Origin of the sequence: Desulfovibrio sp., from assembly GCF_034006445.1 — a bacterium.
Taxonomy (GTDB): domain Bacteria; phylum Desulfobacterota; class Desulfovibrionia; order Desulfovibrionales; family Desulfovibrionaceae; genus Desulfovibrio.
In genome coordinates this window covers 46,268-68,654 of record NZ_JAVESS010000010.1, presented here as the reverse complement: position 1 = coordinate 68,654, position 22,387 = coordinate 46,268, and the positions used below count along the sequence as shown (strand labels likewise).

The window sequence follows — 22,387 nt, the reverse complement described above, 5'->3', positions numbered from 1 at the left end:
AATTGCAGCGTGGGGCACCAGACCCGGCTATTCTTATACACACAGTAGAGTGAAACGAGGGGGAACAAAAAATCAGACATGTTAGAGCATTTTAACTTTGAAAAAATGTAAATGCTCTAACGCTGCACGAAAGTGCAGCGCGCCACAACGTGGCGTGGATTCAGCCGAGCTTTGGCCGTTGCGACGAAGGAAGCTACGGACGCTTAAAGCGTTGTGACGCAGGAAACTACGCTTGAAGACAGCATGAGTAACTATCCATTTTGTTCTGTGCAATCGCTGTCGCCATTCGTAAGGCTCGTAGACTCGCCAACGACTGCCGCAAAGACAGCAATTGGTTAATAGAACGTGCAGCCTGCTGGTGGGTGACGCAAATCGCATTTTTCGGCTGAATGAAAACTTTGAAATGAGAAGCATTTCAAAGTTGATCTGCTCTAGAGGAAGTACCGGCAAGGCGCACGTGAACAGCAGATGCATTGCCACTGCTGGAGGAAAAAGCATCTTCCTTTCGCGCATGCCAAGTTGTGGGGAACAGCAGACAGAACACCCACGCGCGGCGTTCTGTCTCGGCGCATTGCCCAGCGTAGTATCGCTGAACCTTGTCGCCAATGCGATTCAGACGTCTTCTTCAACGCGCTGGCAAAGGGCCGAGCCATTGCTCAGTCCTGCCAGGGCCAGTTCGAACTGCGCCAGATGCTCTTCGGGCAGCAGCAGCGTAAAATGCGCCTGGGCCGCATAATCTTCGGTCGCTGTCTGCGCCTCAAAAGTCGGCAGCAAACGGCGCAGGGCGTCCACATGGGCGTATTCCACCGTAAGGGCCAGGCGGGCCTTCGGCACGCGCTCCACCAGAGGAAGGGAAGACAGATTTTCGCGCACGCTGTCCTGATAGGCGCGCACAAGGCCGCCAGTGCCGAGCTTGACCCCGCCGAACCAGCGACTCACCACCACGCACAACTCGCCCACGCCGCTGTGCAGCATTACCTGCAACATGGGCCGGCCAGCCGTGCCGTGAGGCTCGCCATCGTCGGAGGAGCCGATCTGGGCCGTATGCCCCGGCGCTCCCGCCGCGTACGCCCAGCAGTTATGGGTGGCATCCGCGTGACGCCTGCGTATTTCTTCCACAAAAGCGCGGGCGGCAACGGGCCCAGGCGTGTGGGCGCAAAGGGCAAGAAAGCGGCTGCGGCGGATGATCATTTCTGTGCAGTGCGGCTGATCCGGGGCGGCGGCAGGCACGGCGTAACGGCTCATGCCCGCCCCTTGCAGTGCCACAGAGGATCGTCTTCATGGCAGCGTGCCTCACCTTGCGCATGCTGCGGCAAATCCAGAGCCGGGGCATTTATGGGAACAGCTGATGGGGTGCTTTGCGGGGCGGCTGCCAGAGTGTTTGGCAAAGTGTTTGGCAACGCGTTTGCCAAAGCATTTGGCGAAGGATTTGGCAAAATCTCTGGCAAAATTTCAGGCGGGCCGTCTGGCGGGCAGAATTCGCGGACACAATCGAGCGCCAGAGGAAAACGCCGCTCCAGTTCGTGACGCCGGGCCAGCTGCAGATCGGTAAAGTCAAAACCTGGAGCAACCGTACACCCCACCAGTGAAAACCCGGAACCGGGCGCTGGCGTGGCCCCGAACCACTGGCCGCCGGGCACGGCAAACTGCAAGGCCTGCCCGTTGAAAATATCCGGCCCCAAAATGACCTCGCGGGCGCGGCCCACTTTGTCTATCCAGACCAGCCGCAACGGCCCGCCAAGGTGAAAGTGCCACAACTCGTCCTGGCGTATGCGGTGCAGGCGCGAATATTGCCCTGCCCGCAGCAGAAAAAGTATGGCTGTCGATACGGGCCGGGGCTGCTCGAACCCGCAAGGCATGCCCCTGGGCGTCAGCACCTGCCCGCACTGATAGGTACGGCGGTAATATCCCCCTTCTGGATGGGGGACGAGAGCAAGCTTTTCAATAATATTACTGGCGTCCATGCGGGCAGTGTAACCGCAGCCGGAAGCTTAGGCAACGGCGGCACGCTCTCGCTGTGGCTGGCGCAGGTCTGCCGCACGGCAGCCGGTGCGGAGCAAATGTCACGTCACCGCATGGCGCATACTTATATGGCACAGGCTTGAGGATATGACAGACAAATGCGCGCCCTGCCACAATGACGGAGTGCCCTTAGCGCAATGAACACTTGAAATTCTCGCTCACGGCAGGCGCAAAACCGCCTGATCGCTGTTCGTGGCAAGGATTTCATGAAAATTCTTGTAGAGTAATTTACTCATTTCATTCACAAACTGCCTAACGTAAAATTGCCATTAATAAATAATTATTTTATATAGATATCAGTAGTTGCACCCAGCACACGTAAAATTATTACAAAAAGGCTTTACAAGCACAGGGCTATTGGTTAAATAGGAATCGTTCTCGATAAATCAAACAACAAAATTTTTACACTGTAAGGAGTGAAAAATGAGCAAGACTCAAGAAAATCTCATGACGGCTTTTGCTGGTGAATCCCAGGCCAACCGTAAATATCTTGCCTTTGCCCAGGCTGCCGACAAAGAAGGCATGCCCCAGGTTGCCAAGCTGTTCCGCGCTGCTGCTGCCGCCGAAACCATCCATGCCCACGCGCATCTGCGCAACGCTGGCAAAATCGGCGACACTGTGGCCAACCTCAAGGCGGCCATTGAAGGTGAAACCTACGAATTCACCAAGATGTATCCCGAAATGATCAAGGACGCCCAGGAAGAAGGCAAGACCGCCATCGCCAAATATTTCGACTTTGTGAACACCGTCGAAGAAGTGCACGCCACCCTGTATAAAAAGGCCCTTGAAAACCCCGCTGGTCTGCCCGCGACCGACTACTACATCTGTAAGGTCTGCGGCTACACCCACGAAGGCCCCTGTGACGCCTGTCCCGTGTGCGGCGCTGGCACGGCTGCCTTTTTCAACGCCAGCGAATGCTGCAAGTAAGACATTCAAACAGGATTTGCTCCAGGCATCCATACGCTGACAAAGGACGCGCCCATGCGGGCCAATCCACGTAAGCGGCGCTTGGCAGAGAGGGAGCAACCACACAAGATTTCAGGCGAAAAGCCGGGCCATGCGCCCGCTGACCGCCACGAATAAATCCGATGTGTTCAAGAGTCTCAAAGGGGGCGGGGGCTGCTGGCAGATGCCAGCGGCCCTCTTTCAATCTGGCCCTGTGACCGTGCGCGACGGCGTCATGGGTGCAAATGCCCATTGAAATGTCCCACAGTTCAATGGGTCGTTCCACAGCCACATGTCATTTTCAGCAGAATCCACTTCACGGCGCATGCTGCGGGCGGGGTCTCACAGAAGTGTTTGAGCCATACGGGAATTGTTCCTGCTGTTGCCGCAGCTTTTCCAGACAGCGCGTTTTGGACGCGCGGATCTTCCACCCCTGTCAATTCTGGCGCAGCAGGCTTGCCATGCGGTAATGGCCGCCTTTTGGTTTGCCTTTTTAATCAAAAAAGTTCAGTATGGACTGATGCACGCTGGTTTGGGCATAAGTGTCCTGCTCTGGCGTCATGGGGCGCGCGCCCATTTTTCAGCGCCGTGGACCGCCATGTTGCGGTGCCCCTTACGTCCATTCAGTCTGTGTGGAGAACGTCAATATGCGTCTTCTTTTCCGTTCATTTGTACTTAGTTTTACACTGCTCCTCGGTGTCGCTCTGGCGTGCGGGGGCATGGTGCACAGCGCCGAAGCCAAGGAACCGGCCAAGGAATCGGCCAAGGATCCGGCCAAAGAGCAGACCAAGGATGCTCCCAATAAATTCGATGCCCTCAAGCGCTTCAGCCAGGTACTTGATCTGGTGGAGCGTTATTATGTTCGCGATGTTTCGCAAGGTGACCTGATCAACGGTGCTGTCAAGGGTATGCTGCAAGGGCTTGACCCCCACTCCACCTTCATGAACACCGATGAATACAAAGAAATGCAGGAGACCACCTCCGGCGAGTTCTTTGGCGTGGGCATAGAAATATCACAGGAAAACGGCCAGATTACCGTGGTCACTCCCATTGAGGACACCCCGGCCTTCCGTGCTGGCCTGCAACCGGGCGACATCATTCTGTCCATCAACGGCCAGCCAACCCAGGAACTGTCCCTCCAGGAAGTGGTGTCGCGCATCCGTGGCCCCAAGGGTTCGGAAGTTGAGTTGGTCATTCTGCACCACGAATCCAAAAACCCGCAAACCGTGCGGATCACGCGTGACGCCATCCCCCTCATCAGCGTCAAGTCCAAAAAGCTGGAAGACGGCTACTACTGGCTGCGGCTCACGCGCTTCTCCGAACGCACCACTGACGAACTGAAAGAGGCCCTCAAGGCCGCTGAAAAAGAAAGCAAGGCCACTGGCGGCATCAAGGGCATCGTGCTCGACCTGCGCAACAACCCCGGCGGGCTGCTGGATCAGGCCGTAAGCGTGTCTGACGCCTTCCTTGACAAGGGAACCATCGTTTCCATCAAGGGCCGCCGCGAGAACACCGAGCGTGTGTACACGGCCAAAAAGCAGGGCGACGACGTGCGCGTTCCCATGGTGGTTCTCATCAACGCGGGTTCCGCCTCTGCCTCTGAAATTGTGGCTGGCGCTCTGCGTGACCAGAAGCGCGCCCTCATTGTGGGCGAACGCTCCTTTGGCAAGGGCTCTGTGCAGAACATCATTCCCCTGGCTGACGGCTCCGGCCTCAAGCTCACGGTGGCCCTGTACTACACGCCCAACGGCAGCTCCATTCAGGCCGAAGGCATTGTGCCTGATCTGGAAATCCCCTTTGAAGCGCCCCGCAACGATGACAAGGACAACCCGCGCATGATGCTGCGCGAGCAGGACCTGAACCGCCACCTTGAAACCAAACCGGACAAGAAGGCGGCCAAGGGCAAAAATTCGGCCAATGACGCGCAGGAACAGCTTGCGCGTGACAATCAGCTGCGCATGGGCCTGCAGATGGTCAAGAGCCTGCCCAAGATGCGTGAAATCAAGGCCGATTGACGCCGGGCGTCACCTGACAGCACATGCTTCATAAAAATGATACGGAAAGCCTCCAGACTGGCCCTTTGTGGTCGGGCGGGAGGCTTTCCGCGTCTGTACGCATGGCCCTCGCCGGGGGGCTCTGGCTGGCGGCCAGTCTGGCCTTTGCCCTGTGGGTGGGACGTGACGCGCCCGCCCCCTTTGCTGAAAACCAGTCCCCGGCAGTGACGGATGCCGCCAGCGCCCCCCTGTTTGCCCTTCCGGGCCAGAGGCCGCAAAAAGGCAGGGACGCCGCCGATCCGCAGGCCAGACTGGATGCGCTGGACAAGATGGTGGAAGAAGTTTTGCCGCAAACGCTGCCCACCGCCCGCTGGCGGCGGGAACTGGCTTCTCCCCCTATCGGTGGCGGCCCAGACAGCGGATATGGCGGCTACCCTGGCGGCACGGCTGACCCCAAGGGCATGGCGAAAAACGCGCAGCGCGGCAACAGCGACTCTTCCGGCGCAGCCTCTGGCGCACCCTCCGGAGCGTCGGGGCAGGCAGCCGAGTTTCCCGCTGCCGCCAGCCAGGCTCCTGCGGTCCGCGTCTATACAGTGACAGGCCCCTGCGCTCCGCTGCGCCTCGGCCTGGGGCTGCTGGACAAGCTGGCCCGGCCAGACGCCACTGTTCTGGCGGAAAGAACAAAGCTCGCGGCTGAAGAGGCCGCCCCCGGCGGCCTGCGTGGTGAAAACGGCCCCAATGCCAAAGGCGGCGCGGCCCTGCCCCACAGTGAAGTTGCCCTGCCTGATCCAGACCGTGCTGGCCCAGACCGTTTTGGCCCAGACCTTGCCAACGGCGCAATCCGCCTCGCCTGGACAGATGCGGGAAGTCTGGACATATACGATAATGGCCGTCTCACGCACCGCTTTCTTTTTCCTGGACGCGAGGCGCAACTGGCTGATCTGGCAATACCTCTGCCCCGGCCCGCCCTTGCACTGGTTATTGACGATATGGGCCAAAGCCTGAGTGCCGCGGAGGCGCTGGCCGCCCTGCCCTATCCTGTAACCCTGGCCATTTGGCCGCGCGCGCCGCACGCGCGTGCAACGGCGGATGTGGCCGCACAGCGGCGGCTCGACGTCATGGCCCATGTGCCCATGGAGCCGCTGGCCAGAGCAGACGGCAAACGCCCGCAGCCCGGGCCGGGAGCCTTGCGTACGGATATGGATCCCGGCCAGATCAGGGCTGCCCTTACGGACAATCTTTCTGCCCTGCCGTCGGCCATGGGTCTGAACAACCATATGGGCTCGGCCTTCACAGGCAGCGCGGCCTCCTGCCGCCACCTGTGCGCCTGGCTTGAGGGCATGGGCTTTTTTGTGCTGGACAGCCTCACCACCCCGGATTCACAATTGGGAGTGCAGGCGCGGGCCTTGGGCATGGTAAGCGCCGTGCGGGACGTTTTTCTTGATACACGCCGCCAGACGCCCGACATCCTGTCCGCCCTGGATCAGGCGGCGGCAAAGGCCCGCGCCAGAGGCTACGCAGTGGCCATCGGTCACCCGTATGAGGAAACCCTGCGCGCCCTGCGAACCTGGCAGGACAAGGAGCAGGTGGCCCTTGTGCCCCTGCGGCGGCTGGTCTGGCGCCTTGCGCAGGAAAAGGCTGCCGATACGGCCCGTACACCTGCACGATAGCCACGCCATAGTGGCCGTGCTAGAGCAGTTTACGAATGAAATGAGTTAAATGCTCTGCAAGGATTTTTCTGAAAATCCTTGCCACGAAATGCGAGTAGGCGGGCTTTTGCCTGCCGTACGCGAGCATTTCAAGTGTTAAATGCTCTAAAAGTAGCCGCGCCACAGGCCAGGACATTTTTTCTACATCAGGCGCAGCGCATGCCGGGCCTTTGCCCGCGCGGTCGCAGTGCATCCTCACCACGACGATGCCCCAAGCGCCATGTTAACAACTTTGCCCGCCGTGGCTCCGATGGGGAGCCGCACCGGACGGGCAGTGCGCCGCAAGGGGCGCGCCGGGGCGTATGCGGCGTCCCGTCTTTTTCCTATCAGATTAAGGAGTGTGTCATGATGCAATCCACCTTTGCCATTATCAAACCCGATGCCGTTGCAAGCCAGTTCACCGGTGAAATACTGGCGGCTATGGAGGCGTCCGGGCTCAAGATCGTGGCCCTCAAAAGGTTGCATCTTTCCAAGACCCAGGCCGCCGGGTTCTATGCCGTCCATCGCGAACGCCCCTTTTTCGACAGCCTGACGGACTATATGTCCTCCGGCCCCCTGGTTTGCGTGGTGCTGCGTGGTGAAGACGCTGTGCCCCGTTGGCGGGCTCTCATGGGCGCCACCAACCCTGCCCAGGCCGAATCCGGAACCATCCGCGCCAAGTACGGCCAGAGCATTGAGGCCAATGCCGTGCATGGCTCGGACGCTCAGGAAACCGCCGCCTTTGAAATTGGCTATTTCTTCAGTGGCCTGGAAATTTCGGAGTAAATCATGACAATGCGCATAGGCTGTGTAGGTTGCGGCAATATGGGTGGAGCCATTCTGGCCGGGCTGGCCCGCAGTGCGGGCCATACCCAGGGCCAGACGGACGCTTACGCTTTGTGTGGCTACAACCGCACAACCTCGCGCATGCGTCCCCTTGAAGAAGCAGGGGTGCAGGTCATGACAAGCCCCCTCGCTGTGGCCGAAAATGCGGACATCATCATTCTGGCGGTCAAGCCCTACCAGATACGGGAAGTGGTGGGGCAACTGCGCCCCGCGCTTGACGCAAACAAGGTTCTTGTGTCCGTGGCTGCGGGCATCACCAGCAACAGCCTTGCCCAATGGGCCGAAAACGCCTGCCCCGTAGTGCGCTGCATGCCCAATACGCCCGCCCTGGTGGGCATGGGCGTGTTTGCCCTGTGCCTTGAAGACCCCAAACTCTCCCAAAGCCACAAGCAAAACCTTTTGCAGGTTTTCGGCACTCTGGGGCAGTGCGTTGAACTGGCTGAAGAAAAGTTCACGGCCTTTTCCGCGCTCATTGGCGCTGGCCCGGCCTACGTGTTTGCCATGATGCAGGGACTCGTGCAGGCCGGAGTGACGCTGGGCTTCACCCACGCCCAGTCACGGCAGATGGTCACGGCCCTTTTTGCCGGATCGGCCCGCATGGCGGAGCAGGACGCCTCACCCCTCGGACAGCTGCGGGACAACGTCTGCTCGCCCGGCGGCCTGACCATTGCCGGAGTGAACGTGCTGGATCGCGCGGGCCTCACCGGCCTTCTGGTTGACGCCGTGCTGGCCGCTGACGCCCGCGGTGCGGAAATGGAACGCAAGGGCGGTTAGGCGGTTAGGCGGTTAGGTTAAGGTTATGGTGAAATACTTTGTGGGGGAGGGACCCTTTTGCAAAAGGGTCTCCTCCCCCACACCCCCTCCCCCTAAAACTCTTGTTGTGGTTCATTAGAGCATTTTAACTTTGAAAAAGTGTAAATGCTCTAACGCTGCACAAAAGTGCAGCGCGCCACAACGTGGCGTGGATTCAGCTGAAAATCACATTTTTCGGCTGAATGAACACTTTGAAATGTGAAGCATTTCAAAGTTAATCTGCTCTAGGCACAAAGGGTTTTCTGATCTGAAGTGGGGATGTTTCAAAACCCGTGGCCAGTCCGGCGCGGTAAAAATAACGTCGGCTTTCAGGCATGCCTGAAAGCCGACGTTTCATTCGGTAAAAGAACAGGAAAAACGGTTTTTCGGCCCGCCCTTCGAGCGCCCTGCCCGGTGCGCGTCAGGCAAACCAGCAGCGTGCCCGCCAGTCCGGGGCGCGCTCCTTCCAGGCCGGAGCCTCACGACGGCAAATATCCTGCGCCTTGGGGCAACGGGGATGAAAACGGCAGCCGTTCGGCGGGTCCAGAGGGCTTGGCAGTTCGCCTTCCAGCGGCGGGGCAAGATAGCCCCCGCCCTCGCCCGTGGGCATGGCGGCCATGAGCGCCTGCGTGTAGGGGTGGGCCGCGCCGGAAAAAAGCTGCTCCGCTGAGGCTTCTTCCACCACCTGCCCCAGATACATGACCACAATGCGCCTGCACAAAAAACCCACCACGGAAAGGTCGTGCGAAATGAAAAGATAGGCCGGGCCAAAGTGTTCCTGCACGTCGCGCAGCAAGTTCAGTATCTGCGCCTGCACCGAGGCGTCCAGAGCGGACACGGGCTCATCGCATACCACCACCTGAGGCCGGGTGATAAGCGCGCGGGCCACGGCTATGCGCTGACGCTGGCCGCCCGAAAATTCGTGAGGGTACCTTCCCCCCATGCCTTCAAGCCCCACGGTGGCAAGCATTTCGTCAGCCAGCCTGAGGCGTTCGCCCCGGGGAATGTTGCGCGCAGCCAGAGGCTCGGCAATGGAGGCCCTGGCGGAAAGCCGTGGGTTGAGTGAAGAAAAAGGGTCCTGAAATACCATCTGAATCTGCCCGGAGGCCCAGCTGTTGGCCCCTGCCGGGGGCAAATCCCTGCCGCCAAGCAGCGCCTGCCCCTCTGAGGGTGCGAGCAGACCGCAGGCAAGCCGCCCCAAAGTCGATTTGCCGCAGCCCGATTCGCCCACAAGCCCCAGACTTTCACCGGGATAAAGACAAAGGCTCACGGCGTCCACAGCCGTAAGAAGGCGCTGCTCGGCAAAAAAACCCCGCCTGACGGCAAAACGCCGTGAAACTTCGCGCAGTTCAAGCAGAGGGGCTGCGGCCGGGTCTACTGCCGGGTCTGCGGCAAGGCCTGCGGCCGGGTATACTGCCGGGCCTGCGGCAGGGTCTGTGGCAGAATCTGCGGCAAGGCCTGCGGCGGAATCAGCAGCAAGGCCTGCGGCCGGGTCTACTGCCGGGTCTGCGGCAGGGCATGTAGCGGGAGTTATCGTCACGCCGTCCGCGCGAGGCGCATCCAAATCCCCCCTGGCACCGTCTGTCATGGTCAGCATGTTTGCTCCGCCACACCGGCAGCGCTGAATGTGGCCATATCATTATAGATGTCGGCGGCGCAGCGTAGCAGGCCATAGGCCACGGCCCCCCCGGTGCCCTCGCCCAACCGCATGTCGAGGTGCAGCAGGGGCCGCTGTTCGGGCGTGGCCTCCTCCAGCCGGGCCAGCGCCCGACCGTGCCCCTGCTCTGCCGAGGCATGGGACAGCACAGCGTACTCGGCCAGAACCGGGCATATGTGCAAGGCCGCCACATAGGCCGCGCTGCAAATGAAGCCATCCACCAGCACGGGCAAGCGCCGCGAGGCCGCGCCCAGCATGATGCCGCTCATTACCACAATCTCGTAGCCGCCAAGAGCGGCCAGAACTTTCAAGGGATCGCCGCTGCGCACCGCTTTTTCGTTAACGGCCAGGGCCTTGCGCACTACCTGGGCCTTGTGCTTCACCATGGCCGCATCGGCTCCCGCCCCCGGCCCTGCCATGACCTCAGGTTCAAGGTGCAGCAGCGCGCAGTAAAGGGCCGTACCCGCAGTGGAGTTGGCAATGCCCATTTCCCCCACGCCAAGACACTGATATCCTTTGTCTGCGGCGTCATGAGCCAGTTTGACGCCCGCACGCAACCCCTTGAGGCAGGTTTCCACACTCATGGCCGGGCCAAGCGTCATATCCGCCGTGCCGTCACCGAGGCGGCAGTCCAGCAGCATGGGGTTCGGCGCAAACGGGCCGCCAGCGCAACCGGCGTCCACAACACGCAGTTCCATGCCCATGCTGCGGCACAGCACGTTGATGGCCGCGCCGCCGCCAAAAAAATTCTGCACCATCTGGCGCGTCACGGCCTGCGGAAAAGGCGAAACCCCCTGAGCCGCCACGCCGTGATCGCCCGCAACGGTTAGCATGAGCGCAGGCTGTACCCGCAGGGGCACCTGCCCCCTACGCATGGCGTAGAGCCTGCGGGCCAGATCTTCAAGCCTGCCGAGGCTGCCTCTGGGTTTGGTGAGGTCGTCGAGATGCGCCTGGGCCGCATCCAGATCCTGCTGGCGCAAAGGTTCGATATGCAGGTCGGGAAAAATCCTTTCAAGTGCCATTGGGGATGAAAAAAACTGTGAAGTGGTGTCGTTCATAATTTTTCTCTAGCCTTTCCCCTTTCCGTGCGCAAGGGCAGGCGCGGCAAACAGAGAGAATATGCCAGCCCGCCCTTTACCATCGCCTGAGGGTGCTTATTATGACGGGTATACGAAACCGAGGATTCTCACCAATGACCCAAACTCTCACAACCATATATGCCCAGGTTCCCTCCAGGGTTCGTTCCCTGTGCGGGCAACGGCATTTTTGCGGCGTCCACCGCACCTTGTCCTGGGCGCTCTACTGGACCTTGCTGACGCTTCTTTCCGGCGGGCTGCTTACCCTTGCCCCTGCGCAGGCAGGCGCGGCCCCTCAGGAAAACAGCCCGCGCATGACCCCTGTGGTTCGCGCCGTGCAGGCCGTTGCTCCGGCTGTGGTCAACATCACCAGCACCCATATGATTCAGGGGCAATATCTTTCGCCTCTGGAACAGTTTTTTGGGCCGGGCTTTGGATTGAGCCCGGATTTCGGCGGCCCCTCCCCCCGCAACCAGAAGCGCGAAAGCCTGGGAACAGGCGTTATTGTTGACGGCAAAAAGGGACTCGTGCTCACCAACGCCCACGTTATCGCGGGCGGCGACGAAGTCATGGTACGCCTGCTTGACGGGCGTGAGTTCCCCGCCATCGTGCGGGGGGCCGACCCTGATTTCGACATAGCCGTACTGGAGATCAGGGCCCCGCAGAATCTTCCGGCAGTGCGCCTTGGAGATTCTGACGACGTGATGCCGGGCGAGACCGTCATTGCCATAGGCAACCCCTTCGGCTTCAGCCATACGGTCACGACGGGTGTGGTTTCCGCCCTGGGGCGCACCATACGCAGCCGCAACAGCGCCTTTACCGACCTCATACAGACCGACGCGGCCATCAATCCCGGCAACAGCGGCGGCCCCCTGCTCAATCTGGAGGGCGTGCTTATCGGCATCAACACTGCCGTGGACGCCAGGGCCGAGGGCATAGGCTTTGCCATCCCCGTCAACAAGGCCCGCCGGGTTATGGCCGACCTTGTGGACAGCGGCAAGGTCGCTCCCCTGTGGCTCGGGCTTGACGTGCAGGATGTGGACGTGCAAACCGCCATGGCGCTGGGCCTCAAGAACGCGCGCGGCGTGCTGATCAATATGGTTTTTCCCGGCACTCCTGCCGACAAGGCCCAGATACGCCCCGGCGACATTCTGGACACCATCAATGCAACGCCCGTGCGCGACCGACGCGACTATCTTGATATTTTGCGCAACCAGACGCCAGACGCAAAGCTGCGCCTGGCCCTGCGGCGGGACGGCCGGGCCGTGACGGTCGAGGTTGTTCCCGCGCCCTTTACGGATGAAAACGCCCGCGCTCTCATGGAAAAACGCTGGGGTTTCAGCGCGGTGCAGACATCCGGCGGCGTTGTGGTCAACAGCGTCAACAAGCAGGGGGCTTCAAGTTTCTTGCGCAAGGGCGATGCAATCACCGCTGTGGGGGCCAACCCTGTACGCGAGATGAACGATCTGTTGCAGGCCTTCCGGCGCGAACGCATGGCCGGGCAGGTGCTTTTGCAGGTCATGCGTAACGGCAAGGGCTATTACGCCAGAATAATGCCCTGAGCAGCCGGATTACGCCCCTTCGGGCAGATTCCGGCGGGGTACGGCAATGCTTTGCCTTTTTGACCCCATCACAGGCCATACGCCTGAAAACCAGCGCATGGCGAGGCTTTTCAGGCACAGAACAAAGGGCACTTGACAGGGGGGTAGGCTAAAGCTATCCAATTGCACAAGCTAATTTTACCCGCTTGTGAGATCAAGCAAGACAACCTATTGGGAGGACATCATGGGTTACAATGTGAATGTTGACGTGGACAAGTGCATCGGCTGTGGCGAATGCGTGGATGTTTGCCCCGTTGAAGTTTATGAAATCAAGGACGGTAAGTCCGAACCGGTGAACGCTGAAGAATGCCTCGGCTGTGAATCCTGTGTCGAAGTCTGTGAAGTCAGCGCCATTACCATTGAAGAAAACTAAGGTAATGGTGGAAGGCCGTTTGGCATTCCATTGCTGACCCAGTCACAGACTGAGTGTTGTGCCGCCCGACGCACGAGCGCCAGGCGGCACTTACATACAAGGCGAAACGCGGGGTTTTTCCCTGCGGATCACAACCAGCCTTGAAATCCCGTACACTACGCCGGGCGCGACCGGATACGCCTTGTGGGCTTTGTGTTCAGGCCTGGCCAGAACGCCCGCAAAAACAAGGTTCACACCTTCCGCCTGCGCCCTGCCGCACATTTGCCGGACGGCCGTACGCGCCCTCCGCACAGCCACAGGATGACCATGATCCCTGATCTGACCGACATTTTCGCCCGTTATGAAAACCTGCGGGCTGAGGCCGACACCCTCTTTGACCGGGTACGGGAGGCATGTCCGCAGTGCGTGACCTGTAAAGAAGGCTGTAGCGACTGCTGCCACGCCATGTTCGACCTTTCGCTGGTGGAGGCCATGTATATTCACAGGGCCTTTGAAAAAGCTTTCAATTACGGGCCCGAACGCTCGGCCATTCTGGAGCGCGCTTCTGAACTGGATCGCCACATCACCCGCCTCAAGCGCGAACTGTACCGCGCTGAGAAAGACGGCGAAAGCCCCGAAGCCATCATGTCCGTGGCCGCCAAAGTCAAGATGCGCTGTCCGCTGCTGGACGATGAAGATCGCTGCCTTTTGTATGAAGCCAGACCCATCACCTGTCGGCTTTACGGCGTGCCCACGGCCATTGGCGGCCAGGGGCACGTATGCGGGTTCTCGGCTTTTGAAAAGGGCCGTTCCTACCCCACGGTGCATATGGACAAGATGCAGGCCAGGCTTGAAGATCTGAGCAAGGAAATTGCCACTGCCGCCAAGTCGCGCTTCAAGGAACTGCATGAAGTCTATGTGCCGCTGTCCATGGCGCTGCTGACCCGCTATGACGAGGCGTACCTTGGCATAGGCCCCGCCAAGAAAGAAGATTAGGCCGCCGCTGGCAATATCAGCCGCAACCGCCGTGCGCGCGGGCGTGGCTGCGGCGAATCCGGCACAAACCGGAACGGCACGCCCACAGACGTTTTTGGCGCACAGCAAGGAGTACGGCATGTACGGCAGCATACCCGCCACCGTCTTTCGGGACGGCACGCCGCAAGAACTGAACGAAGAGCAGGAAAAGCTCAAGCGCGAGATTTATGACCGCATGAATCCGCGTCGCCGCAAATTTGTGGACCGCCTGGGCTATGAAAACTGGGATCCTTTCCAGAAACCCAATGATCCTCTTGATTTGCGCACGGACATCTCAAAGCGCACCACGCAACAGCTTATCAACGAATTTCTGCGCGATACGGCCAAGAACGGGCCGTACGGCAAGGCTTACAGCAAGGGCGCTATGGAATGCGCTTTGGGCGTCATCAATAAAGACGAAAAATACATGGGCATTTTCGACTTTTGCCGCTGGTACCATGATCTTTTGAAAAAAGAAGGACACATCCAATGAAAGCTCGCTACGACGATCTGGACGAGTATATTGCAGACCTCAAGGCGGAAATTGCCGGAAATGAGCAATGCGCCAACCATCACTATAATCTGGGCCTGGCCCTTTTGAGCAAGCGCGACTTTGTGGCCGCCGAAGAATCCTTTCTGGAGGCCGTGCGCAATTCGCCGCACCTGGCCGAGGCCTACGTGCAGCTTGGCGGCATCTGCCTTGAACGCGGCGACCTTGACGGCTGCCTGCGCTACAATGAAGAAGCCGCCAACTGCCGCGCCAAGTTCCCCGTGCCGTGGGGCAATATCGCCTTTGTACACCTGCAGCGCGGCGAACCCGACAAGGCCATCACCGCCCTGAACAAGGCCCTCAAGTGGGACCCCAACTTTGTGCAGGCGCAAAACGCCCTGGCCACGGCCTATTTCATGAAGGGCAACTACAAGGCCTGCGAAGAACAGTGCCTGGCCATCATCAAAAAAGAACCCGCCTTTGCCCCTGCCTGGAACAACCTTGCGCTGGCCTATTTTGACCAGGGCGAGCATGCCAAGGCCAAAGAAGCGGCGGAAACAGCCCAAAAGCTCGGCTTTGAAGTGCCCGAAGGATTCATGCAAGAGCTCAAGGAAAACGCCGGCTAAAGAGCCAGTTGGAAACGCTGATTCTTCTTTTCGCGCAAATCACAAGCCCGGAGGCCCCCTCCGGGCTTTTTTCATTCTTTTGCGCAAGGCCGCACCTGCCATTCTAGAGCATTTAACACTTGAAATGCTCGCGTACGGCAGGCAAAAGCCCGCCTGCTCGCATTTCGTGGCAAGGATTTTTTAGAAAAATCCTTGCAGAGCATTTAACTCATTTCATTCGTAAACTGCTCTACAGCACGTCCACCGCTGCCCGCCCTGCTCTTTACTGACAGAACAACCCGCCCTCCCCACAAAGCGTTGCAACACACACGGCCCTTGCCCTGCCACTGCCAAATCCTGCTGCCTGCGTGCGTCGCCAACGTGCATGGCAAACAAGCGCAGACTTCTTGCCAAGCTTAGCCTTACGTGTTACGATAATTCAAATTGTGTTACTATGAATTGCCCAAAGCCGTACCGTCGTATCCACACGGCGACAATGCCGCTGGGCAGGGATGACCGGGGTAGGCCGCGCACGGGAAGGCGTGGCCAAACTGCCATGCAAAAGCAAACAGCTATGCGGAAACTGGCATGCAGAGTCAGGCTGCATGCAGGGGGGCATCATGGACCAATCAGCTTCGGACAGGCTCAACAGGGCCGTAACCTTTCACGGGCATCTTTGCCCCGGCCTTGTCATCGGTTTGCGCGCCGTGGAGGCTGTGATGGCCCACCCCGTGCTTGGGCAGGCCGCCTACGGCAAGCTTGTTTGCGTTACAGAAAACGACGCCTGCGGTGTGGACGCCATTCAAAGCCTGCTCGGCTGTTCGGCTGGCAAGGGCAATCTTGTGGCGCGCCCGCGCGGCAAACACGCCTATTCCTTTTTTGACCGCGAAAGCGGCGCGTCCTTGCGCCTGTGCCTGCAGGTCAATAAAAGCGAACAGGCCAGCAGGGATGAATGGCAGCAAACCCTTATGGACATGCCGCTTGAAAAACTATTCAGCGCGGCGGCCCCGGACTATGCAATCCCTGAAGCTCCCCGCATTTTTTCCACCATAGCCTGCGAAGTCTGCGGCGAGGGCGTGGCGGAACCCATGCTGCGCCTTGAGGACGGCAAAAAGGTCTGCCTGGACTGCCAGCATACATACCACCGGCGCTGGTAACAAAAAAAGGCAAAAGGCTGCCGCGAGCAGCCTTTTTTCCATCAGACAGTAGCACTTTTTTAAAAAACATCACATGCGCAGGACTGACACCAACCTTCAGCACAGGCGCCGCTCCGGAGTACGCATGAAACTTGTTCTCAGTCTGTGCTTGCTGGCAGTTATGGCCTTTCCCCGAGCGGGGATCGCGGCCGGTTCCGACAACCTCATGCAGGATGTCTTTGTTCTGGATCCCATAAAGGTTACCGGACGTATGGAAGAAGACAATCTGGACAGAACAACCGCCATTGTTGTGGAAAAAAACCGCAGCAACAACGTGGCCGACTACCTGGTGCGCGACCCTGAAATATCCTTCAAGCGCAAGGCCGCCATGGGAGACAGCAGCGACATCATTTCCATACGGGGCATGGAATCCAAAAGAATCATGCTCAACCTTGATGGGCGTGATATCAGTTCCACGGGCATGTCCGGCGGCAACTATATCGACTTTGGCACCATCCCGCTGGACAATATCGAGAAGATTGAGGTCATCAAGGGCGGCAGTTCGGTTGAATACGGCAACAGCGCCCTTGGCGGGGTCATCAACGCCTATACCCGTCGGCCCACGGAGCAGCCCCATTTCAGCGCTTACGCCACCATGGGCGGCTGGAAGGACTTTTACGATTTTCACAACGTGCGCGGCAGCTATGCCCAGAAGTTCAACGCCATCGGCCTCAGCGTGGGCCTGAGCCATCAGCACGCCGACCCCTTTTTGCGCAACAACGACTACGACTCCTTCCACTTCAACCCCAAGCTCTACATCGACCTGCCCTGGCGGGCAGAACTCACCCTGGGGTACAACTACAGCCAGACCCGGCGCGGGCTTATCCGCAGCAACAGAAACGACGGCAACCCCGCCAGCGACGCCAATCCGGATGTGCCCGGCTTCAGTTCCGCCATTGACTCCAACTACCCAACAGCCAGCGGCGAAAGCTTTGCCGGTGGTTCGCCCACGCCTTCCATGACGGTTATCGGCGACGGCGCGCACTGGACCAAGTACCGCCACCTTATGGATTTCACCTATCGGCAGGAGTTTCTTGAAACCGCCTACTTTGAAGTCTCCGGTTTCAAGAACAGCGAAAGCCGCCGTGAAAAAAACTATGCGGACGTTGACGCCCGCATGCAGTTAAAAACAACGAATCCCAGAGACTTTAATCCCTCCCAAACAAGAAACGGCGACCTCGTACTGGACCGTAACGTCATTGTGGACAATACCTACGGCTTCAAGTTCAAAACGGGCGTCACCGTTCATGGCCACGAGCTCATGACGGGTGTTGAATACAAAAGGCTGACCCCCGGCCCCATCACCGTTGAATATGTGGACGAAAACTACAACAAGGCCGGGGCCAACAAGTGGACGGGCAAGATGGACTCCGCAGAAGCAGGCAGGCCCGCCACGGTCACGGGTGCCTTTCTGGCCGACAAGTTCTCCATCACCGACAGCCTGCGTCTTGATATGGGCCTGCGCTACGACAGTTTCAGCTACAGCCCTGAAGGTCAGGACAAACATCTTTTAAACTCGCAGCTTTCCCCAAAGATCATGCTCACGTATGACTTTACCGAACACCAGTCCGCCTCCCTTGCGCTGTACCAGAATTACAGAACCCCCACCATCCCGGAACTGTACTGGAACTCGCAGGCATCATCGCGGGACGCCACGGTCAACGTGCCCTATCTGGTGGGCAAGGACATAAAGCCCGAAACCGCGCGCGGCATTGACGCTGCCTATAAATACAGCTTCGGGGGCAAGGGTTTTCTCAAGCTTTCCGGCTTTTACTACACCGTTCAGGACTACATCGTTCACAAACCTGTCTACGTTAACCGGTCGCCGAGCTACCAGGCCTGGGCCGCCTACAATATCGACGCCGAAATATACGGGGCCACCCTGAGCGGCAGCTATGATTTGCTGGACACTGTGACGGTCAACGCCGCCATCACCAGGCAGGACAGCAAAAAAACCAATGACCCTGCCGACCCCAACGGCGTGCTGGACAGGCTGGAATACATCCCCGACTGGAAGGGAACCCTTGGAACCACCTGGAAAATCAACGAACAGTTCACCCTTGACGCCGTGCTGACCTATGTGGGGCAACGCAACTACTACGTCAATACGGCCCAGTTGCGTAAGGGCACGCTGCACGACTACGCCACCCTTGGCGCAAGCCTCAGCTACAGGGTTGACGAACACCTTACTCTTGAAGCCTATGCGGACAACATAACCAACACCCAGTATGAAGAAGCCTGGGGATACCCGGCACTGGGAATCAACGCGGGGGTCAGCATCAAATGGGAACTGTAGACGAAAAACAGCAAAAGCAGCGTGAATTCTGGAATGCCCGCTCGCGCACCTTCCCGCGCTTTGAGGAAGGCGATCATACCTACGAGGCCAAGATGCTTCGTCACGCCATGGAAAACGGAGTGGATTTCACCAATAAACGCATTCTGGATGTGGGCTGTGGCAGCGGCATGTACACCCTGCGTCTGGCGCGCATGGGCGAGCACGTCACGGCGGTGGACGTGTCCGACGAGATGCTGCGCCTGCTGCGCGAAGACGCCGCGGCCATGCACATCACCAACATTACCACCGTATGCTCCGGCTGGGATGACTTTTCTGCCCATGAACGCTTTGACGTTGTTTTTGCCTCAATGACGCCAGCCATTGAAAGCGACGCAAGTAGAGAAAAGCTCATGCAGTATGCCGCCGACAAGGTGGTTTTTATGGGCTTTTCAGACCGCATGCTCTCCAACGTCATGCAGGGCCTGCACGAGCACTACGGCATTGCCCCAAAAATTTTCAACAATGCCCAGGATATGCGATCCTGGCTTGACCGCAATGGCGTGCCCTACACAGCCATCCCGGTCACGGGCCAGTGGGTGGTGGCAAAAAGCCGTGAGGATCTTGTGGACGTCTGCCTCACCACCCTGCGTGAATACGGCGCGGAACCCGACCCGCGCTTTGTGGAAGCGCACGTGGAGACATTCAAGGATGAACAAGGCCAGTATGTGGAACGCACGGACTATGTCATCGAGATGATCATATGGCAAAAGCGCTGAGTCTGCTCCTGCTGGCTCTGGCGCTGCTGTCGGGCGCGGCTCCTGCCGGGGCGCGCCCCGTCACCGACGCCATGGGCCGCCTTGTGGAAGTGCCGGAGCCGCAAAACGTGCGGCGCGTTATCGCCCTTGGCAGCAGCATGGCCTTTGTGACCTACCTTGGCGCGCAGGACAGGATCGTGGGCGTGGAGGACATCGACAAGGCCGTCATTGCCAAGCCCTATGTGCTCTGCAACCGCGAGCGCTTCAAAGACCTGCCCGTGGTCGGCAAGGCCGGGGCCGTGCGCGTGCCCAACTATGAACGTATTGTGGCCCTCAACCCGGATGTGGTCTTTATCATCTCCACTGATCCGTCAGAACCTGACCAGATCCAGCGCAAGCTGCGCGTGCCGGTCATTGCCCTGAGTCAGGGGCTGCCCGCCTTTGACAGCGAGATTTTTTTTGAGTCCATCCTCCTTGCCGGAAACATTCTGGGCAGGGAAGAACGCGCTCAGGAACTGGTCACGGGCATTGGCGATCTGGCCAAACGCCTGCCCGCCCCGGCTGAACAAGCGATGGTGCAGGCCTACATGGGCGGGCTTTCCTACAAGGGCAACCAGGACATCAAAAGCACGGCCGCCGACTTTCTGCCCTTCACGCTTTCGGGCGTAAAAAACATGGTCGATGGTATGGGCCAATCAGGACATTTTTTCATCAACAGGGAATTTCTGCTGGCGGCCGACCCGCCCCTGATCTTCATAGACGGCAACGGGCTGCCGCTCATACGCCAGGCGCTGGACAGCGAACGGCGGTATTATGAACGCCTCACAGCCCTCACAAGCGGCAACACCTGGCTGCTGCTGCCCCACACGGCCTATTTCAACAATCCTGAAGTGCTGTATATCAATGCCTTTTTCATGGCCAAGGCAGCCTACCCCCAAAGATATTCCAGCCTTGATCCCGAGGCGCTGGCCGATGAAATATTCATTCTTTTCAACGGCTTCCCCCTGTATGAAGACATGGTGCGCGTCACCGGCAGGCCGGGCAGACTGCAACTGACCGCACAGGGGCTGGACTATGCCCGGTAAGGTGCCCACTGGCGGCCAGAGTGACACGGCCCAGCACCCCCAAGCCCACTGCGGCAGCCAGGCCCACTGCGACAGCCCGCATGCCCACTGCGGCAGCCAGGCCCACTGCGACAGCCCGCACGCCCACTGCGGCAGCCAGGCTTATTGCGGCAGCCAGCACTCCCCGCTTTTTGTGGCCCCAAAAGGGGACTGCTGCTCCCAACCGTGGGATGGCCCCCGCGCGCGCGTCTTCTCAATGGCGGCACTGCTGGTTGTGACCGTGCTGCTGGGGCTGGCGGGCCTAAAGATGGGTGCGCTTTCACGCTCGTGGTCCGACATCTGGGCCGCCCTGTTCAGCGCTTCCGGCGACGAATCCTTACGTTATTTTGTCCTCCATCTGCGCTTGCCCAAGGTCTGCGCCGCCCTGGCTGTCGGCGCGTCCCTGGCTCTCACCGGAACCATGCTGCAAAATGTGCTCAACAACCCGCTGGCCTCGTCCTTTACCCTGGGGCTTTCACAGGGGGCCGCCTTTGGAGCCAGCTTTTCCATGGTTATTCTGCCCATGGCTGGCGGACTGGCGGGATTGAGCACCGTGGCCATGGGCGCGCTGGCCGGTTCGCTCAGCGCGGCCCTGATCATACTGGCCTTCAGCATGGTGCGGGGCATGGGGCCGCAGGGGCTTATTCTCGCAGGGGTGGCCCTGTCCACCCTCTTTGGGGCCGCCACCATGTCCTTGCAGTTTTTCGCCTCTGACAGCCAGGTGGCCGCCACCGTTTTCTGGAGCTTCGGCGATCTGGGCAGGGGAAGCTGGCGCGAGGTCGCGCTGGTGGGCCTCGTGCTGCTGACGGGCCTCGTCTTTTCCCTGCGCCGCAACCTGGACTATGACACCCTGCGCTGGGGCGACGCCCAGGCGGCGGCTCTGGGCGTGTCAGTGCTGCGGCTGCGCTGCACTACCCTGCTCATGGCCTCGCTTATGGCGGCCTTTGCCACCGCCTTTTACGGGGTCATCGGCTTTGTGGGCCTGGTGGCGCCCCACATGGTGCGGCTCATCTTTCCCCACGCCGGACATTTTTTTCTGCTAGGCGGTTCCGCCCTGTTTGGCGCGTGTTTTTTGCTGGCAGCCGACCTCGTGGCCCAGTCCATCATCTACCCCGCCCTGTTGCCTGTAGGCATTGTCTGCGCCTTCACCGGGGTTCCGGTTTTTCTGTACATTCTTTTCAGGGGGGCCAGGGCGCATGCTTGAGGCCGAAAACATCTCTCTTGTGGCACGCTCCGGCAAAACCATCCTTGAGGGCATATCCTTTTGCCTTGAACCGGGACGCTGCATGGCCCTCATCGGCCCCAACGGCGCGGGCAAAAGCACCCTTGCCAGAATTGTGGCCGGGCTTGAACGCCCCACATCCGGGCGCGTGCTGTACGGAGGAAGCGGCCTTTTCGGCCTGAACCGCCGCCAGCGCGCGCAAGCCGTGGCCTACCTGTCGCAGACTGCCCAGCCCGTGCCGAGCAGCGTTTTTGATGCCGTGCTTTTGGGGCGCAGAGCGCACATGGGCTGGCTGCCCGGCAAGGAAGATCGCCTGAAAACACAGGCCGCCCTTGAAGAACTGCATCTCACCCATCTGGAAAAACAGTGCGTCACCAGCCTCAGCGGCGGCGAGCTGCAAAAAGTGCTTATAGCCCGCGCTCTTGCGCAGGAAGCTCCCGTCCTTCTGCTGGATGAGCCCGTCAACCACCTGGACATACGCAATCAGGTTGAACTGCTTGAAACAATTACAGATATCAGTACAACTCGCCGCATTTGTGTGTGCATCGTGCTGCACCACCTGAGCTATGCGCTGCGCTACACGCAGCACGCCATGCTTCTGCACCAGGGACGCCCGGCATATCAGGGGCCGACATCGGGACTGAGCGAGCATGACCTTGGCCGCGCATACGGCATGGCAGTCCGTTTGCAGACCATTGACGGCCAGCCCCATGTGCTTTTTTAAGGAAAACGAGCTTTTTATGCAGGGAGTGTA

20 protein-coding genes are annotated in these 22,387 nt (G+C 59.5%); 16 read left to right on the top strand and 4 right to left on the bottom strand.

All coding sequences use genetic code 11. The annotated features are described in order from the left end of the window. Positions 1 to 612 precede the first annotated feature (612 nt). Entirely contained in the window at positions 613 to 1,245 is a 633-nt protein-coding gene (locus RBR41_RS09725) for a YigZ family protein (protein ID WP_320352368.1), read from the bottom strand. Further along, positions 1,242 to 1,964, bottom strand: a complete 723-nt coding sequence (locus tag RBR41_RS09720) for a cupin domain-containing protein (protein ID WP_320352367.1) — start codon at positions 1,962 to 1,964, stop codon at positions 1,242 to 1,244. The genes RBR41_RS09725 and RBR41_RS09720 overlap by 4 nt, the downstream gene beginning before the upstream one ends. A gap of 481 nt (positions 1,965 to 2,445) precedes the next feature. Here RBR41_RS09720 and RBR41_RS09715 point away from each other — a divergent pair, with 481 nt between their 5' ends. The 5 genes from RBR41_RS09715 (at position 2,446) to proC (ending at position 8,269) form a co-directional block, all read left to right on the top strand. Continuing rightward, the gene (locus RBR41_RS09715; protein ID WP_320352366.1) at positions 2,446 to 2,949 is read left to right on the top strand and encodes a rubrerythrin family protein; all 504 of its coding nucleotides are present in this window, start codon (positions 2,446 to 2,448) and stop codon (positions 2,947 to 2,949) included. Between the two features lie 665 nt (positions 2,950 to 3,614). Beyond that, positions 3,615 to 4,982, top strand: a complete 1,368-nt coding sequence (locus RBR41_RS09710; protein ID WP_320352365.1) for a S41 family peptidase — start codon at positions 3,615 to 3,617, stop codon at positions 4,980 to 4,982. A gap of 23 nt (positions 4,983 to 5,005) precedes the next feature. Continuing rightward, on the top strand, positions 5,006 to 6,631 hold the full coding sequence (locus RBR41_RS09705) for a divergent polysaccharide deacetylase family protein (RefSeq protein ID WP_320352364.1): 1,626 nt from the start codon (positions 5,006 to 5,008) through the stop codon (positions 6,629 to 6,631). Positions 6,632 to 7,015: 384 nt separating this feature from the next. After that, entirely contained in the window at positions 7,016 to 7,435 is a 420-nt protein-coding gene (gene ndk, locus RBR41_RS09700; RefSeq protein ID WP_320352363.1) for a nucleoside-diphosphate kinase, read from the top strand. A gap of 3 nt (positions 7,436 to 7,438) precedes the next feature. After that, positions 7,439 to 8,269, top strand: coding sequence for a pyrroline-5-carboxylate reductase (proC, locus tag RBR41_RS09695; protein ID WP_320352362.1), 831 nt, complete (start codon positions 7,439 to 7,441; stop codon positions 8,267 to 8,269). Between the two features lie 439 nt (positions 8,270 to 8,708). On the opposite strand, the gene RBR41_RS09690 is transcribed toward proC, so the two are convergent. Continuing rightward, positions 8,709 to 9,884: an oligopeptide/dipeptide ABC transporter ATP-binding protein gene (locus RBR41_RS09690; RefSeq protein WP_320352361.1), complete on the bottom strand. Its 1,176-nt coding sequence runs from the start codon at positions 9,882 to 9,884 to the stop codon at positions 8,709 to 8,711. Beyond that, positions 9,878 to 10,966: a nicotinate-nucleotide--dimethylbenzimidazole phosphoribosyltransferase gene (cobT, locus tag RBR41_RS09685; protein ID WP_320352387.1), complete on the bottom strand. Its 1,089-nt coding sequence runs from the start codon at positions 10,964 to 10,966 to the stop codon at positions 9,878 to 9,880. Before cobT ends, RBR41_RS09690 begins: the two co-directional genes overlap by 7 nt. A 170-nt stretch (positions 10,967 to 11,136) precedes the next feature. Between cobT and RBR41_RS09680 the strand changes: the two genes are divergently transcribed. The 11 genes from RBR41_RS09680 to RBR41_RS09630 all read left to right on the top strand — a co-directional run bounded on the left by RBR41_RS09680 (position 11,137) and on the right by RBR41_RS09630 (position 22,357). Continuing rightward, positions 11,137 to 12,582 carry a trypsin-like peptidase domain-containing protein gene (locus tag RBR41_RS09680; RefSeq protein ID WP_320352360.1) on the top strand — a complete coding sequence of 482 codons (1,446 nt, stop codon included), beginning with the start codon at positions 11,137 to 11,139 and terminating at the stop codon, positions 12,580 to 12,582. Between the two features lie 223 nt (positions 12,583 to 12,805). Next, a complete protein-coding gene (locus tag RBR41_RS09675) occupies positions 12,806 to 12,994 on the top strand; it encodes a ferredoxin (RefSeq protein ID WP_179981165.1) in 189 nt (62 codons plus the stop codon). Between the two features lie 306 nt (positions 12,995 to 13,300). Next, positions 13,301 to 13,969: a YkgJ family cysteine cluster protein gene (locus RBR41_RS09670; RefSeq protein ID WP_320352386.1), complete on the top strand. Its 669-nt coding sequence runs from the start codon at positions 13,301 to 13,303 to the stop codon at positions 13,967 to 13,969. A 118-nt stretch (positions 13,970 to 14,087) separates the two neighbouring features. Continuing rightward, positions 14,088 to 14,480, top strand: coding sequence for a hypothetical protein (locus RBR41_RS09665; RefSeq protein ID WP_320352359.1), 393 nt, complete (start codon positions 14,088 to 14,090; stop codon positions 14,478 to 14,480). Continuing rightward, on the top strand, positions 14,477 to 15,103 hold the full coding sequence (locus RBR41_RS09660; RefSeq protein WP_320352358.1) for a tetratricopeptide repeat protein: 627 nt from the start codon (positions 14,477 to 14,479) through the stop codon (positions 15,101 to 15,103). The genes RBR41_RS09665 and RBR41_RS09660 overlap by 4 nt, the downstream gene beginning before the upstream one ends. 599 nt (positions 15,104 to 15,702) lie before the next feature. Then, a complete protein-coding gene (locus RBR41_RS09655; RefSeq protein ID WP_320352357.1) occupies positions 15,703 to 16,239 on the top strand; it encodes an FmdE family protein in 537 nt (178 codons plus the stop codon). Between the two features lie 124 nt (positions 16,240 to 16,363). Next, positions 16,364 to 18,574 carry a TonB-dependent receptor gene (locus tag RBR41_RS09650; RefSeq protein ID WP_320352356.1) on the top strand — a complete coding sequence of 737 codons (2,211 nt, stop codon included), beginning with the start codon at positions 16,364 to 16,366 and terminating at the stop codon, positions 18,572 to 18,574. After that, complete coding sequence (locus RBR41_RS09645; protein ID WP_320352355.1) at positions 18,562 to 19,329, top strand: class I SAM-dependent methyltransferase; 768 nt, start codon at positions 18,562 to 18,564, stop codon at positions 19,327 to 19,329. Before RBR41_RS09650 ends, RBR41_RS09645 begins: the two co-directional genes overlap by 13 nt. Continuing rightward, positions 19,314 to 20,393, top strand: a complete 1,080-nt coding sequence (locus RBR41_RS09640) for an ABC transporter substrate-binding protein (protein WP_320352354.1) — start codon at positions 19,314 to 19,316, stop codon at positions 20,391 to 20,393. Before RBR41_RS09645 ends, RBR41_RS09640 begins: the two co-directional genes overlap by 16 nt. Next, complete coding sequence (locus RBR41_RS09635) at positions 20,383 to 21,615, top strand: iron ABC transporter permease (protein ID WP_320352353.1); 1,233 nt, start codon at positions 20,383 to 20,385, stop codon at positions 21,613 to 21,615. Before RBR41_RS09640 ends, RBR41_RS09635 begins: the two co-directional genes overlap by 11 nt. Then, the gene (locus tag RBR41_RS09630) at positions 21,608 to 22,357 is read left to right on the top strand and encodes an ABC transporter ATP-binding protein (RefSeq protein ID WP_320352352.1); all 750 of its coding nucleotides are present in this window, start codon (positions 21,608 to 21,610) and stop codon (positions 22,355 to 22,357) included. Before RBR41_RS09635 ends, RBR41_RS09630 begins: the two co-directional genes overlap by 8 nt. Positions 22,358 to 22,387 lie beyond the last annotated feature (30 nt).